The organism is Pseudomonas sp. RIT-PI-o (assembly GCF_001297215.1).
GTDB classification, from domain to species: domain Bacteria; phylum Pseudomonadota; class Gammaproteobacteria; order Pseudomonadales; family Pseudomonadaceae; genus Aquipseudomonas; species Aquipseudomonas moraviensis_A.
Map to the genome: position 1 here is coordinate 37448 of NZ_LHPA01000016.1, position 15626 is coordinate 53073.

General features: G+C 61.4%; 10 protein-coding genes and 1 pseudogene. All 11 read right to left on the reverse strand.

The window, feature by feature from the left end; all coding sequences use genetic code 11:
- The gene (gene glgX / locus AEQ63_RS06210) at positions 1-2160 is read right to left on the reverse strand and encodes a glycogen debranching protein GlgX (RefSeq protein ID WP_064362192.1); all 2160 of its coding nucleotides are present in this window, start codon (positions 2158-2160) and stop codon (positions 1-3) included.
- A 242-nt stretch (positions 2161-2402) separates the two neighbouring features.
- Complete coding sequence (locus tag AEQ63_RS06215) at positions 2403-2750, reverse strand: DUF2934 domain-containing protein (RefSeq protein WP_064362193.1); 348 nt, start codon at positions 2748-2750, stop codon at positions 2403-2405.
- Between the two features lie 21 nt (positions 2751-2771).
- Positions 2772-5546 carry a malto-oligosyltrehalose synthase gene (locus tag AEQ63_RS06220; protein ID WP_064362195.1) on the reverse strand — a complete coding sequence of 925 codons (2775 nt, stop codon included), beginning with the start codon at positions 5544-5546 and terminating at the stop codon, positions 2772-2774.
- Positions 5543-7621, reverse strand: a complete 2079-nt coding sequence (malQ, locus tag AEQ63_RS06225) for a 4-alpha-glucanotransferase (protein WP_064362197.1) — start codon at positions 7619-7621, stop codon at positions 5543-5545. The genes AEQ63_RS06220 and malQ overlap by 4 nt, the downstream gene beginning before the upstream one ends.
- The gene (gene treZ, locus AEQ63_RS06230) at positions 7618-9420 is read right to left on the reverse strand and encodes a malto-oligosyltrehalose trehalohydrolase (protein WP_064362199.1); all 1803 of its coding nucleotides are present in this window, start codon (positions 9418-9420) and stop codon (positions 7618-7620) included. The genes malQ and treZ overlap by 4 nt, the downstream gene beginning before the upstream one ends.
- A 17-nt stretch (positions 9421-9437) precedes the next feature.
- Positions 9438-11024, reverse strand: a complete 1587-nt coding sequence (gene glgA, locus AEQ63_RS06235) for a glycogen synthase GlgA (protein WP_042609874.1) — start codon at positions 11022-11024, stop codon at positions 9438-9440.
- Positions 11025-11614: 590 nt separating this feature from the next.
- Complete coding sequence (locus tag AEQ63_RS06240) at positions 11615-12568, reverse strand: D-2-hydroxyacid dehydrogenase family protein (protein ID WP_064362201.1); 954 nt, start codon at positions 12566-12568, stop codon at positions 11615-11617.
- Positions 12569-12580: 12 nt separating this feature from the next.
- Positions 12581-13627 (reverse strand): alpha/beta fold hydrolase, encoded by a 1047-nt coding sequence (locus AEQ63_RS06245; protein WP_064362203.1) that lies wholly within the window; start codon positions 13625-13627, stop codon positions 12581-12583.
- A gap of 86 nt (positions 13628-13713) precedes the next feature.
- Positions 13714-14148, reverse strand: coding sequence for a YqaA family protein (locus tag AEQ63_RS06250; RefSeq protein WP_064362205.1), 435 nt, complete (start codon positions 14146-14148; stop codon positions 13714-13716).
- The gene (locus tag AEQ63_RS06255) at positions 14148-14594 is read right to left on the reverse strand and encodes a DUF411 domain-containing protein (RefSeq protein WP_042609878.1); all 447 of its coding nucleotides are present in this window, start codon (positions 14592-14594) and stop codon (positions 14148-14150) included. The genes AEQ63_RS06250 and AEQ63_RS06255 overlap by 1 nt, the downstream gene beginning before the upstream one ends.
- A 212-nt stretch (positions 14595-14806) precedes the next feature.
- A pseudogene (locus AEQ63_RS29250) lies at positions 14807-15334 on the reverse strand (methyl-accepting chemotaxis protein); the annotation flags it as partial.
- Between the last annotated feature and the right edge of the window lie 292 nt (positions 15335-15626).

The following is a 15626-nucleotide window of genomic DNA, read 5'->3' on the forward strand; positions in this document are numbered from 1 at the left end:
TCAATCTTCTTCGTCACGTTGCAGTTCGAACAACAGCAACGAACGCCCGGTCACCGAATATTCATGGCCGAAGTCGAAGCGTTCCTGGCCGCGAATCGACGGTTGATTGGTGTCGATCATGCAGGTCCAGAAGCCGCCGTCCGGCACTTCCGGCAGTGTGAAGTTGACGATGTCGTGATGCGCGTTGACCACCAGCAACAGGGTCGCATCAGCGCCCTTGCGACGAATCCCGGTTTCCTGCGCGCGGCCATCGAGGAGCATGCCGAGGCAACGGTTGTGCGCGTCGTGCCAATGCTCGGTGGTCATCTCGGTGGCGTCCGGTGCCAGCCAGGTGACGTCCTTGACGCCGATGTCTTCGTTGTATTCGCCGACCAGGAAGCGGCCGCGACGCAGGATCGGATAAGTCAGGCGCAGCTTGATCAGGCGCTTGACGAACTTGAGCAGGGCCTTGCCGTCCTCGCTCAGATCCCAGTTGACCCAGCCGATTTCGCTGTCCTGGCAATAGGCGTTGTTGTTGCCGTCCTGGGTACGCGCGAACTCGTCACCGGCAACGATCATCGGCGTGCCCTGAGCGAGCAGCAGGGTGGCGAAGAAGTTGCGCATCTGCCGGTGGCGCAGCGCATTGATTTCCGGGTCGTCGGTCGGGCCTTCGACGCCGTGGTTCCACGACAGATTGTTGTTGCTGCCGTCCTGATTGTTCTCGTCGTTGGCTTCGTTGTGCTTGTCGTTGTACGAGACCAGATCGTTGAGGGTGAAACCGTCGTGGGCAGTGATGAAGTTCACCGACGAATACGGCCGGCGCCCGCGCTGGTTGAACATCTCGCCGGAGGCAGTCATGCGGCCGGCGAAATCAGCGAGCTGAGCGTCGTCACCCTTCCAGAAGGCGCGCACGGTGTCACGGAACTTGTCGTTCCATTCGACCCAGCCCGGTGGGAAGTTGCCCACCTGATAGCCGCCGGGGCCGCAGTCCCACGGCTCCGCGATCATCTTCACCTGGCGCAGCACCGGGTCCTGACGGCAGGCAACTAGGAAGCTGTGGCGTTCGTCGAAGCCATCGTGGTAACGGCCAAGAATGGTCGCCAGGTCGAAGCGGAAACCGTCGACGTGCATCTCACTGGCCCAATAGCGCAGGGAGTCGGTGACCATTTGCAGTACGCACGGGTGACTCAAGTCCAGGGTGTTACCGGTGCCGGAGTCGTTGATGTAGTAGCGCTTGTCATCCGGCATCAACCGGTAGTACGAGGCGTTGTCGATACCGCGCATCGACAGGGTCGGGCCTTGCTCGTTGCCTTCGGCCGTGTGGTTGTACACCACGTCGAGAATGACCTCGAGGTTGGCATCGTGCAGATGCGCGACCATCTCCTTGAATTCGGCGATCTTGCCACTGGCCAGATAGCGTGGGTCCGGAGCGAAGAACGCGATGCTGTTGTAGCCCCAATAGTTCGTCATGCCTTTTTGCAGAAGGTGCTGATCGTTGACGAAGGCATGGATCGGCAGCAGCTCGACGGAGGACACGCCAAGTTTGCGGATGTGCTCAAGCACGTCGTCGACCATCAGGCCGCCGAAAGTGCCGCGCAGGTTTTCCGGTACCGACGGGTGACGCATGCTGATGCCGCGCACGTGGGTTTCATAAATGATGGTCTTGTCCCACGGCACGCTGACCCGGTGGTCGTTGCCCCAGGTGTGCGCCGGGTCGATGACCTTGCACTTGGGCACGAATGGCGCGCTGTCGCGTTCGTCGAAACTAAGGTCGGCGTCGGGGTGGCCGATGGTGTAGCCGAACAGCGCTTCGGACCATTTCAGCTCACCCACCAACTGCTTGGCATACGGGTCGATCAGCAGCTTGTTGTGGTTGAAGCGATGGCCGTTGGCCGGGTCATACGGCCCGTAGACGCGGTAGCCATAGATCAGCCCCGGATGCGCGTCCGGCAGGTAGCCGTGGTAGATCTCATCGGTGTATTCCGGCAGCTCGATGCGCTCGAGTTCGACTTCGCCGGCGTCGTCGAAAATGCACAGCTCGACCTTGGTGGCGTTGGCGGAAAACAGAGCAAAGTTCACCCCCAGACCATCCCAGGTCGCACCGAGCGGGAAGGGCAGGCCTTCACGGATTCTCGACGGCTCGGCGTGCGCAACGGGTTCGGCTTTCTTTGGACGGGTCATGATTGCTCCTGCAAAAAAACGGGAATTCTGGTGGGCTACGTTCCCCTGTAGGAGTGAGCCTGCTCGCGATTGCTATTTCGGATTCAACATGGATGTCGACAGACATACCGCAATCGCGAGCAGGCTCACTCCTACAGGGTTATGTGTTGGTTTCCCCCGGAGGGGTTTTCTTCAGGGCGCAAAGACCCCTTATGGCGAGCAAGCTCGCCACACAGTTGTTCAGTTCAATAATCGGGTCTAGGTCAGTTCGCCGGAGGCTTCTTCGCAACTCGCGGCTTTTTCTCGGCAGACTTTTCGCCCGGCGGGACTACCTTGGGCGTGGCCGCAGGCTTGGCTTTCGCCGCTGGTTTTGCTTTGGCAGCAGCCGGCGTTTTGCCGTCGAGCGCTTTGGCCTCGGTGTTCTTCGCCGCTGGGGTCTTGCCGGCAACCTTGCTGCCAGCCGCTTTCGGTGGCTTCTTCGGTGCAAGCGCCTCGGCCTCGGCCAGTTTGCGCGCCATCTCCCAATGACGTTCTTCCTGGCCTTCAGGCTTACCTTCCGACTCCCAGATCTGATAGGCGAATTCGCGAATGCGTTTATCGTCGGTGCTCATCGCAATGCTCCTGAACTGAACTCATGCTTGTGTTAAGTGTTGGATAAAGAGATTGACCGGGACATCCCCCAGCGCTTCGCTGACATTCAGCTCCCTGTTTTGTGTGACTACGCTGCTGGCAAAAAGTCCCTTCAGGTTTGCATCCGGAGCGGCAGACGGTAAAACCACCCGCGTATCGCCCCAGCGCAGCGCATCGACCTGCGGGATGGCACTGTTTTCCAGCAACGTCGCGCAGCGCACCGGCACTACTACGATGGCCCGCACGCCCTCGTGCTCACGCGCGAACGCCAGCACGTTGTGCGCCTGACTGCCCAGCACTTGCAGTGGCTGGTAGTCGCCACGGCGGAACAGCTCGCTGTGGTCCCTGCGCAGGTTCAGTACTTCGCCGATCAGGGCTTGCTTGACGCGCCCGTCGCGCCACTCTTTCAGCAGTTGCGCATTCGGCACTGATGCCTGCAAAGACTGCTCACGGGCGGCGTAATCCACCGGCCGACGGTTGTCCGGATCGACCAGACTGAAATCCCAGTACTCGTTGCCCTGATACAGATCCGGTACCCCCGGCACGGTCATGCGCAGCAAGGTTTGCGCCAGCCCGTTGAGCGCGCCGGCAGCGGCGATGCTGTTGACCGTCTTGCTCAGCGCCGCGCGCAGCAACTCGCCTTCGTCGCCGGTCAGCAGTTTTTCCGTGAAGGCTTGCGCGGCGTTTTCATAGGCTTCGTTCGGCGCGCTCCAGCTGCTTTGCAACTTGGCTTCGCGCAGTGCTTTCTGTTGCCATTGCCAGATACGCTTCGCGTACTCGGCGAAACCTGCCTTGTCATCGTCCTGCAGATCCAGCGGCCAACTGCCGAGCAATGCCTGATAGAGGATCAGTTCGTCGCCCGCGGACGGCGCGTCATCTTCAATACGTACCGGACGGGCGAGGGCGCGCCACAGTTCGACCTGATCGGCGTACCAATGGCTGCGTTCGCTGAGCACGGCGAGCCGCGCGCGCGTGTCTTCGCCGCGCTTGTGGTCGTGAGTGGCGGTGGCCAGCAGGTTGTCGGGAAACTCCGCCATGCGCTGCTGATTCACTTCATGGAACTCGCTGACCGGCGCGCTGAATTGCTCGGTGTTGTAGCCGACGTCATTGCGCGACAGCAGCACCGCCGAGCGATACAGCGCGGTGTCTTCCACGGCCTTGGCCGCTGCCGGCGAGGTCAACTGCTGGAAGCGCACGCAGGCATGCTTGAGGATCTTGCGCGACCGTCCGCGCGGCTTACGCCGCCACGGCGTGCCGCCAAGCCAACTGGCGACCGAATCGAGCACCGGCCAGTCGGCCTCGCTGAGGGTCTGCCGCGCACCGTCCATGGCGTGCTGGAAAATCGCTTCGTCCTGTTCCGAGCGGCCGAGGGCGCTGATGTAGGTGCGGTAAACCGGGAAGTGCACGATCAGTGCGTGCAGCACGCGGCGGATCGCGCCCAAGGTCAGATCGCGAGTCATCAAGTCATCACGGGCGACCTGGTGCAGCGCCTGGGCGACGCTTTCGAAGTCACTGGCCAGCGAACCGTTGAGGATCTGCTGACGGGCCAGTTGCGCTTCTTCGATGAACGCGGCGGGGCGCTCGGTGCGGCGCTGCCAGAGTTCGCCGAGTACATGTTCACCGTCCGGGTCGTGTTGCAGCAGCGACAGCTGATTCATGAACTCGTAACCGGTGGTGCCGTCAACGCTCCAGTCCCGGCGCAGGGTTTCGCCCTCGCCGAGGATCTTCTCGACATAGATGGGCAGATGACGTCCCGGTGCCAGATGATCAAGGCGCCGACGCAATTTGCGGCAATAGCCGCGCGGGTCGGCGAGGCCGTCGATGTGGTCGATGCGCAAGCCGTCGACCAGACCTTCTTCAACCAATTGGAAGATTTTGCCGTGGGTCGCTTCGAACACCGCCGGACGCTCGACGCGCAGGCCGCCAAGTTCATTGATGTCGAAGAAACGCCGCCAGTTGATGTCGTCTGCCGCCGTGCGCCAACTGGCGAGGCGATAGCTTTGCCGTTCAAGCAGTTCGTGAAGCTTCTGGAAGCCTTCTTCGCGGGTGGAATCGTACTGAGCGAGGTTGCTTTCGATGGTGGCCAGAACACGCGGATCGCTGGCCAGCTCGCGCAGCTCCTGCTTCAGCGGGATCGCCAGTGAGTGGGCATCGGTCTGGTAACTGAGCGTACTGAAGCGATCGGCCAGGGACTTGAGCGTGTCGTCGGATTTGAGCAACTCGCCATAATTGTTCGGGCAGATCGGGAAGTGATGGTCGTAATGCTCGACGTAGAAACTGCCGGCCTGCGGGTTGAATTTGAGCTTGAGCGTGCCGTCCTGTAACGCCACGCCGTAGTCGCTACCGAGGAAGGGCAATAGCAACTGGCCTTCCATCAACGGATCCGGCGAGTGCCACTGGATGTCGAAGAATTCGCCGTACGGGCTCAGGCGTCCCCATTCCAGCAAGTCGAGCCACCACGGATTGTCGTTGCCACCCACGGCCATGTGGTTGGAAACGATGTCGAGGATCAGCCCCATGTTGTGCTCGCGCAGGGTGCTGACCAGTCGGCGCAATGCCGGCTCGCCGCCCAGCTCAGGGTTGACCTGGGTCGGGTCGACCACGTCGTAGCCGTGCATCGAACCGGCTCGCGCCGCCAGCAGCGGCGAAGCGTAGATATGGCTGATGCCGAGTCGGGCGAAGTACGGCACCAGTGGCACCGCTTGTTCGAGGGTAAATCCTTTGTGAAATTGCAGGCGCAAGGTGGCGCGCAGTGGCTGGATTTGCTGTTGATTCATTGGTCACGCTCAGTGGCTTGAAGGCGCGCGCAAGCCAGCAGTTCCAGGCGGCGGGCGGCATCGGGGCCGTCCAGCAACGCTTCGCTGGGACCGGGCAAGCGTCGCGACCAGTTCGGGTGTGAATCGGTAGTGCCGGGCAGATTCGCCTGTTCATCGATCCCCAGGGCATCTTCCAGCGGCAACAGCACCAGCGGCGCGCGGGTGTGGCCGAGGAAACGCACGCTGGCATCGACCACTTGATCGGCTTCGTGGGATTCTTCGCGAAAATTCTGTGGGTCCTGGCGCAGCGCATCGCGCAGGCCTTCGCGTTCGCGCTCGCGGTGCCGGCGCCAGTCGATTTCGCCGTTGGCATCGACCAGTCCGAGGCGCGCATTCCAGTCGATATCGCGACCATGCCACCAGCCGTTGAGCGTCGGCAGGTCGTGGGTGCTGGTGGTGGCCAGCGCGTCATCCGGCCAGTCGAGGATCGGTTTGAAGCGAGTGTTGTCCTGTTCGAACAACAGCACGCGCATGCCGAGAATCGAACGTGCGGCGAGTTTTTCCCGCAGGCCTTCCGGCACGGTGCCAAGGTCTTCGCCGAGCACGATGGCCTGATGACGATGCGACTCGAGGGTCAGCAGGCGCAGCATGTCGTCGAACGGGTAATACAGATAGGCACCGTCGGCCGGATGAGCGCCGTTGGGGATCACCCACAGACGCTGCAGCCCCATGACATGGTCGATGCGCAGACCTCCGGCGTGGGCGAAGTTGGCGCGCAACATGTCGATGAAGGCGCGGAAACCGTTACGGATCAGGCCTTCGGGCGAAAACGCGGAAATGCCCCAACCCTGGCCGCTGCGATTGAGGATGTCCGGCGGCGCCCCCACGGTCAGCGAGGCGAGCAGTTCGTCCTGAAAACTCCAGGCCTGACTGCCAGCGCCGTCAGCACCGACAGCGAGGTCGGCGATCAGGCCGATGCCCATGCCGGCACTGCGCGCGGCGGTTTGCGCGCGTTCCAGACAACGATGGATCAGCCATTGGCAGAACGCGAAATAGCCGATGCGCTCGGCGTATTCCTCGGCGAAAGCTGCCAGCGCAGAGCCGCGCGGGTCGTGCCAGTGCTCGGGCCATTCGCGCCAGTCGAGACTTTCGCCACGGGCGGCGCGCATTTCCTGAATCGCTTCGAAGCGGCAATGGTTTTCCAGCGCTTCGCCGCCGGCGTGGCGAAAACTGGCGAAGTCGGCGTGCAGCGGATGCTCGCCAGCGACGAAACCGTCATACAAGGCTTGCAGCAGTTTCTGCTTGGCTTCGGCGGCAGCGGGCCAGTCGATCAGCTTGAGATTTTCCAGCTGCTCGAACTGCGTGGCCAGGCCGCTGGCGTCGATCGCGTCACGCAAGGCGCGTTCGCCGAGAATGCTCCCCGGCGCGGCGTACAGTGAATTGAGAAACAGGCGACTGGAGGGCGAGTAGGGGCTGTAACGGCCAGTGTCGGCGCTGAACATCGCGTGCATCGGGCTGATCGCCAGGGCATCGGCACCACGTTCGCCGGCCACACGCACCAGTTCTTCCAGTGCCTGCGTGTCGCCGAAACCACCATCGCCGGGACGACGCAAGGCATACAACTGCGCGCTCAGACCCCAGGCGCGGGGGATAGGACTATCGACGGCATCGCCGACGCTGAAGCAACGCTCGGGCGCCACGGCCAGGGTGAAATACTGATCGCCGATGTGCACTTGCTGGTAACCGACCGGAATCAGACCGGGCAGCATCGCTTCGTTGTCCAGCTTGAGGTTCATCTGCGAGCCATCTTCAAGATGAATCTCGCAGGGCGTCTCCGGTGAGAAATAGCGACTCAGATTCAAGGCAACGCCCACGTCGCAAGTCAACAGGGGCGGCAAATGGCGGTCCTGCTGGACCTCTTGCAGTTCCAGCAGGCTGGCATCGATTTCTTGCGCGGTGCTGGCCGGGTGGCCGAGTCCGATCAGGACGTTGCGCAGCACAGCAGGAGCGACTTTCTGTTGACGCCCGTTGGCGTCGATCCAGTCGACGGCGAGGCCGGCTCGGCTGGCGAGTATTTCCAGTTGCGCATCGCTCATAGGCGCTCTCCGTTCAGGGGGTGCAAAGGGGGTGCGGCCGTGAGGCTGACGAGCGCGGTGTACGCCGGCAGTTGGTTCGGGTCCGACAGTTCGATGGCGGCTGGCTGTTGAAACAGCCACTCGGTATCGGTCTGTGCAGGGTTGACCACTGGCGTATCACTGAGGTTCAGGTCAATTCGCAGCTCACTGCCATCGCCCAGCCGCCAGCGTGCGCTTACTGCGCCGTAGCCGAGCATTTGCGCACCCAGCGCCTGGGTCCCGGAGAGATTTGGAATGATGTACTGGTGACGCAACTTCAGCAGTTGCCGGTAGAGCTCCTGGGGATGCTGTTGTAACGGTGTGCCGCTGCCGACCAGTCGCGGCTGCGAGGCGTGGAAGGTGTTCTCGGCATTCGGATCGGGGATCTGCTCGCGCTTGTGCGGATCGGTAAACGCGCTGAACGCGGCGAATTCGTTGCGCCGACCTTCACGCACCAGTTCCGCCAGTTCACCGTGGTGGCTGGTGAAAAACAGAAACGGTTGCTCGGCGGCGAATTCGTCGCCCATGAAGATCAGCGGAATCATTGGCGACAGCAGCAACAACACGGTGGCCGCTTGCACCGCACGCGGGTCGGCGAGCTGATGCAGACGCTCGCCAAAAGCGCGATTGCCGATCTGGTCATGGTTCTGCAAAAACAGCACGAACGCGGTGGAGGGCAGATGTTCGCTCGGCTCGCCGCGCGGTTCGCCATGACGGGTGATGTGGCCCTGGAACACGAAGCCCTGACTCAGGCAGCGAACCAGTTGCTCGGTAGGTTGCGCGGCATAGTCGGCGTAATAGGCATCGGTTTCGCCGGTCAGTAGCACGTGCAAGGCGTTATGACCGTCATCGTTCCATTGCGCGTCGTAATCGGTTTCCAACAGGCTCGACTGGTTGAGTTCGTTCTCGACGGTCAGCCAGACGTGGCGGGTCGGGTCGATCTGCTGGCGAATACGCCGGGCCAGATCGCTGAGAAAGTCCGGGTCTTCAATCGCGTGCACCGCGTCCAGACGCAGGCCGTCGAAACGGTACTCGAGCAACCACATCAAGGCGTTTTCAATAAAGAACTCACGCACTTCCGGGCGGCGGAAGTCGATCGCCGCACCCCAGGGCGTGTGCTTGTCCTCGCGGAAAAAGCTCTTGGCGTAGCGATGCAGATAGTTGCCGTCAGGCCCGAAGTGGTTGTAGACGACGTCGAGAATCACCGCCAGGCCATGGCCGTGGGCGGTGTCGATCAGGTGTTTGAGTTGTTCGGGCGTGCCATAGGAGGCTTGAGGCGCATAGGGCAGCACCCCGTCATAGCCCCAGTTGCGATCACCGGGGAATTGCGCCAGCGGCATCAGTTCAATCGCGGTAATACCCAGTGCCACCAGCCGCGCGAGGTGCTGTTCGACTTCGGCAAAACCACCGAGCGCACCGACGTGCAACTCGTAGATCACCGCTTCGCTCCACGGCCGACCATTCCAGGTCGTGTGCCGCCATTGATAGGCATGCGGGTCGACCACCACACTGTGGCGGTCCAGGTCACCATCCTGCGCTCGGGAGGCCGGGTCCGGCACCTCCAGCTCGCCATCGATGCAGTAGCGGTAGCGGCTGCCCGCCGGGCAGCTGGCCTTGATCACAAACCAACCGTCGCCCTGTGGCAGCATCGGCAACGATTTTCCATCTTCCAGTTCCACACTGACGTAGAACGCGTCAGGCGCCCACAACGCAAATTGCGTGTGCTCGGCATCCAGCATGATCGCGCCGTGGGGCCAGGTTTCTTGGGTCCTTGACGGCATTTTTTGCAACTCCCTGGTTATTTGTGGCTGGCTTTACCCAACGCCTTGGCGACCAGTTGTTCGTAAAGTTCGGCGTAGGGTTCAACTGCTTTGCTCCAGTTGAACGGTGCGGCCATGGCCCGGCAACGCATGGCATTGAGCAGTTCCGGGAAGGCGAAGACCTTGAACGCGCGGCTCAGGGCTTCTTTATAGCTATCAACCGTGGATTCATCGAAAAGGAAGCCGGTGACGCCGTTTTCAATGGTGTCGGCCAGACCGCCGGTGTTGCGCGCGACCGGCAACGAGCCGAAACGCTGGGCGTACATCTGGCTCAAGCCGCACGGCTCGTAACGCGATGGCATCAGGAGGAAATCGCTGCCGGCGAACATGCGCCGGGCATCGGTTTCATTGAAGCCGATGCGCACGCCGATCTGGCCTGGAAAACGCAGGGCCAATTCGCGCATGGCTTGTTCTTCTTCCGGCTCGCCGCGACCGATGATCGCGATCTGGCCACCGTTCTGCACGATGAACTCGGACACCGCTTCGGTGAGGTCAAGGCCTTTCTGATAGACCAGACGCGAGACCACGGCGAACAGTGGACCGGTGGAATCGTGCAGGCCAAACAGCTCACGGACGTGGGCGGCATTGACCGCTTTGCCTTCCCAGTCGCCGATGGCAAAAGGGGCGAACAGGTGCGGGTCAGTCGCCGAGTCCCAGCTCTCGTCAATGCCATTAGGAATGCCGCTGAGCAGACCTTGCTGAGTCTTGGCAGCGAGGAAACCGTCGAGGCCGCAGCCGAAGTCCGGGGTGGTGATTTCCTGGGCATACGTGGCGCTGACGGTGGTGATGTGGCTCGAATAGGCCATGCCGGCCTTGAGGAACGACATCTTGCCGTAGAACTCCATGCCTTCCTGTTGCAGGGCGTGGGCGGGAATCCCAAGCTCCGGGCAGGAACCGAGGCTGGTCACGCCCTGGTAGGCAAGGTTGTGAATGGTGAACAGAGTCGGCGTGCGCTGCCCGCGCCAGTGCATGTAAGCGGGCGCGAGGCCAGCAGGCCAGTCGTGCGCGTGCACCAGATCCGGGCGCCAGTGGATTTGTGCGAGGTTGGCGGCGATGTCGGCAGCGGCCAGACCCAGACGGGCGAAGCGAATATGGTTGTCCGGCCAGTCGCGGCCGTTGTTGGCGCCGTATGGGCCACCTTCACGCTCATAGAGTTCAGGGCAGATCAACACGTAGATCACCAGGCCATCGGGCATGTCCATGCGCCCGATCTTGCAGGGTGGCAGCGCGGCGTGGCCACCCAGTTCGCCGATGATGTGAATCGGGTTTTCGCTGTGCACCACCTGCGGGTAACCGGGAATCAGCACACGCACGTCATGCAGATGAGCCATGGCCCGGGGCAGGGCAGCGGAGACGTCACCGAGACCGCCGGTCTTGACCAGATCGGCGATTTCGGACGTGACGAACAACACTTTCTTCTTGTTGGGGTTCTGGCTTGCTACCGGAGCAAGCGCTTTGGTGCCGGGTACGTTGATCTGTCGGCTGCCGGGAACACTGACGGTGCTCGATTCTCCAAGCGACTGGTGAGCACGCTCTCCCTGAATATCCAATGCCGCACTGATCATATGTATCTCCCGTGTGTGATCTGATTCTTGTCTCGAACAAGCTGTTTCGTGGCCAAGTCCTGTGGCCGGGCGCAAAGGCGCCACGCATCGGTGAGCAAATGCTGACCCAACACGCGCAAGCAGAATGGGTGGTGAGGCCGTTGCAAGGATTACACCAGTCGCTTTCGCCCAGTTGTTCTGATGACCTGTGGCGTGAAGCAAAAGTTTCGACTTTTTTTCGTCGGTATGACCGAGTGGTTTAACCACTGAAAAATCAGTCTAGGCCAGATCCTAGAGCGGGTAAGGGCAAATGGGTAAATTGTTCGACAATCGGTTGTGTCGGGATGTAAGTGAGGGTTTAGCGGAGGGAATGCTCCGACGAAGGGCATGTTTTTCGTCTGGAGTGGGCTAAAACGGTGACTGGGTAGTCACGATTTTGTGCTAGGGGATGGGGTTCCTGCACTGTTCTGGTGCAGTCAGTTTGATTCTTTGGGGCAGTGAGGACGATATCGCGAGCAGGCTCACTCCTACAGGGGAACGCATTTCAAATTGTAGGAGTGAGCTTGCTCGCGATGGCGTCGGCCGAGTCACAGGTGCGCTTGGAGCTGATATCAGTTCAACAGACGGAGCGGCTCTCCCGCCGCCCAACCCTGAATATCCTCGATCATCTGCCGGAAAAACTGCTCATAGTTCTGCCGGCTGACATAGCCCACATGCGGCGTGGCGAGGACGTTGTCCAGCGTGCGAAACGGGTGCAGGGCCGGTAGAGGCTCTTGATCGAATACATCCAGCGCCGCCCCGGCGATGCGCCGTTTCTGCAATGCCTTGATCAGCGCAGCTTCATCGACGATCGGCCCGCGCGCGGTGTTGACCAGCAGTGCAGTCGGTTTCATCCAGTCCAGCGCCTGGGTATCGACCAGACCGCGACTGCGCTCGCTGAGCACCAGATGCACCGACAGTACGTCGGCCTGTTCGAACAGTTGCTGCTTGCTGACGTAAGTCACGCCGGCCTGTTCAGCGCGTTCGGCGGTGAGGTTTTCGCTCCAGGCAATCACCCGCATGCCGAACACCTGACCGAACTGCGCGACCCGCTGGCCAATGCTGCCCAAGCCGAGAATGCCTAGGGTCTTGCCATGCAGATCACCGCCCAGCCCCTGTTGCCACTGGCCGGCGCGCAGGGCGTTGGCTTCCTTCACCAGATCACGGGTGGCCGCCATGATCAGCGCCCAGGTCAGCTCCGGCGCGGCGTGTTTGTAGCTGTCGGTGCCGCAGACCTTGATGCCCAACGCTGCTGCGGCAGGCATGTCCAGCGCGGCATTGCGCATGCCGCCGGTGACCAGCAACTTCAATTCAGGCAAGCGTCCAAGCAGATCGGCGTCGAATCGCGTGCGTTCGCGCATCACGCAGATCACTTGATACTTGCCCAAGCGCTCGGCCAGCGTGGCGTTGTCGGCCGGGTAATCGTGCACAAAGGTTACTTCACCGATACCGTCGAGCACTGACCAGTCGACCACATCGCGGGCCACGTCCTGCCAGTCATCGATCACTGCAATCTGCACCGTCATCGCCTTACCTCATCAAGGAACGGAAGGAGTCTTGCCCAGCCAGCCGAGCAGCGCCTGATGGAATTTTTCCGGTTCTTCCATTTGCGGCGCATGACCCATGCCCGGGAATTCAATCAGCGTCGACTGTGGAATCAGCTTGGCGACTTGTTTGCCCAGCACCTCGTAGTGGCCGATTCGGGCTTTCACTTCCGGCGGCGCGAGGTCCTTGCCGATTGCGGTGGTGTCGGATGTGCCGATCAGCAGCAGGGTCGGCATCTTCAGGTCCTTGAACTCGTAGTACACCGGCTGGGTGAAGATCATGTCGTAGATCAGCGCCGAGTTCCATGCGACCTGGGTCTTGCCCGGGCCTTTGCTCAGGCCGGCGAGCATGTCGACCCAACGATCGAATTCGGGCTTCCAGCGGCCATCGTAATAAGTGGTGCGCTCATAGTCGCGAATGCCCTTGGCCGTGACCTTCAACTCGCGCTGGTACCACTGATCGACGGTGCGATACGGAACGCCGAGGGCTTTCCAGTCTTCCAGGCCGATCGGGTTGACCATCGCCAGTTGATCGACCTGTTCAGGGAACAGCAGCGCATAACGGGTGGCGAGCATGCCGCCGGTGGAGTGGCCGAGCAGAGTGGCTTTCTGGATGCCCAGCGCTTTGAGCAATTGCTGGGTGTTGGTGGCCAGTTGCTGGAAGCTGTATTGATAGTGCTCAGGTTTGCTGGAGGTGCAGAAACCGATCTGGTCCGGGGCGATGACCCGGTAACCGGCATCGCTCAAGGCCTTGATCGAACTGTCCCAGGTCGCCGCGCAGAAATTCTTGCCGTGCATCAGCACCACGGTGCGACCGTTGGCCTTGCCATTGGCGGCGATGTCCATGTAGCCCATTTGCAGTTTCTGGCCCTGGGATTCGAAGGCGAAGTGTTTAAGCGTGTAGGGATACTGGAAACCCTGGAGTTCCGGGCCGTAGGCCGGCCCTTCGGCGGGGGCGGTTTCAGTGGCGGCGTGCGCCATTAACGGCAACGCAGCGCTGAGGACGAGGCCGGGCAGCCAGCGGGAAAGCGTGACGGACATAAGCACAAACTCCTTGAAAATTGGCCGACTGTGAAAGGCCGGGATTACGCCGACGTTAAACAAAGGCAATCACACGCAGGGTTGGTTCAACCGAGCCAGCCCAGCGTGAGCAAAGCCAGCACGCCATAGCGCGCGCCTTTAGCCAGCGTGACGATCAACAGAAAACGTCCGAGTGGTTCGCGCATGACGCCGGCAATCAAGGTCAGCGGATCGCCGATCACCGGCAGCCAGCTGAGCAGCAGCGACCAGTGCCCGTAGCGCTCGTAATGTTTGCGCGCCTTGGCCATGTGTCGAGGGCTGACCGGAAACCAGCGCCGACCCTGAAAGCGCTCGATGCCACGACCCAGCCACCAGTTGACCAGCGAGCCGAGCACATTGCCCAGCGTCGCCACCCCGAGCAGGCCCCACAGCCAATAGCGCTCGCTGACGATCAGCCCGACCAGCAATGCCTCGGACTGCAATGGCAGCAATGTCGCCGCCCCAAACGCCGCAAAGAACAGGCCGAAGTAAGCCGCCCCCATCAACGGGCCGGGTAGTCCGCCACCACCACATCAGCGCCGTCCTTTTTCAGGCCGATGACCTGGTACGCGTCACTCATGCCATCCATTTCCATCCCCGGCGAGCCCATTGGCATGCCCGGCGCGGCAACCCCGAGCAGATCGTCGCGCTTGCTCAACGCGAGCACCTGATCGGCCGGTACATGACCTTCGACGAATTTGCCGTTGATGATTGCCGTGTGACAGGACGCCAGACGCGGTGGTACGCCGTGCTGCTGTTTGAAGCGGCTCATGTCGCTTTCGACGTGATCCTGGACTTTGAAGCCATTGGCTTCGAGATGGCTGATCCACTTTTTGCAGCAGCCGCAATTGGCATCGCGGTGCACTTCGATCGGGATCAGTTCGGCGGCTTGCGCCAGGGAGGAGATGAACAGGGTGCTCAGGGCGAGCAGACGCAGTTGGCTTCGCATGGAAAGGGCTCTCGACTCGGGTGGCGGTCAAAAAGAACCCATTTTGACCGGTTTTTTCGCCCCGGCATCAACTGAGTGTTTCCAGTTGCTACAAGACACGCTAACCAGTGTAGGAGCGAGCCTGCTCGCGATAGCGGTATTCCAGTCGACAAAATTCTTGACCGATAAACCGCCATCGCGAGCAGGCTCACTCCTACAGGTATGCGGTTGGCTTAAATAACCTTGAACCGTCCCATGATCGCACTCACGCGGCTGTTGGCTTCCAGCAATTGCCGGGTATTCAGCTCGCTGGCCTGGCCGCTCTGCACCAGTTCATCGACCATGTGGCGGATCTGCACCATGCTGCGATTGATCTCTTCGGTCACTGCGCTTTGCTGTTCGGCGGCGGTGGCGATCTGGGTGCTGAGGCTGTTGATGTGGCTGACCGAACCGGCCATTTCGTCCAGCCCGGAGTTGACTCGAGCCGTGGCGTCAGCGGCGGACTGACAGCTGGCCTGGGTGTTTTCCATGGCGCTGACCGAAGAGCTCACGCCTTGGGTCAGGCGGGTCAGCATTTCGTTGATTTCCGAGGTGCTGGCCTGGGTTCGGGCGGCGAGGGCACGGACTTCATCCGCTACCACCGCAAAGCCACGACCCTGTTCACCGGCACGCGCCGCTTCAATGGCCGCGTTGAGGGCGAGCAGGTTGGTCTGCCCGGCAATCGCGCCGATCACGCCGAGGATTTCGGTGATGCGCTGGGCGTCCTGCTGCATGTTTTCAACTTTGTGTGTAGCGCTGGCCACTTCGTCGATCAGCGCGACTACGCTGTTGGTCGCTTCACCGACCACGACGCGCGAGCGATCGGCGTTCTCGTTGGCACGTTGAGTGAACGCAGCGGTTTCAGCGGCATTCTGCGCGACACTTTCGGCGGTCGAACTCATTTCGGTGATCGCGGTGACAGTCTGGTCGGTTTCCGAGGCGTGACGCAGCAGAATCTGGCCGGTATGTGCCGAGGTGCGCTGCAGGTTGTCGAGGCTGGAAGCCATGGCGCCG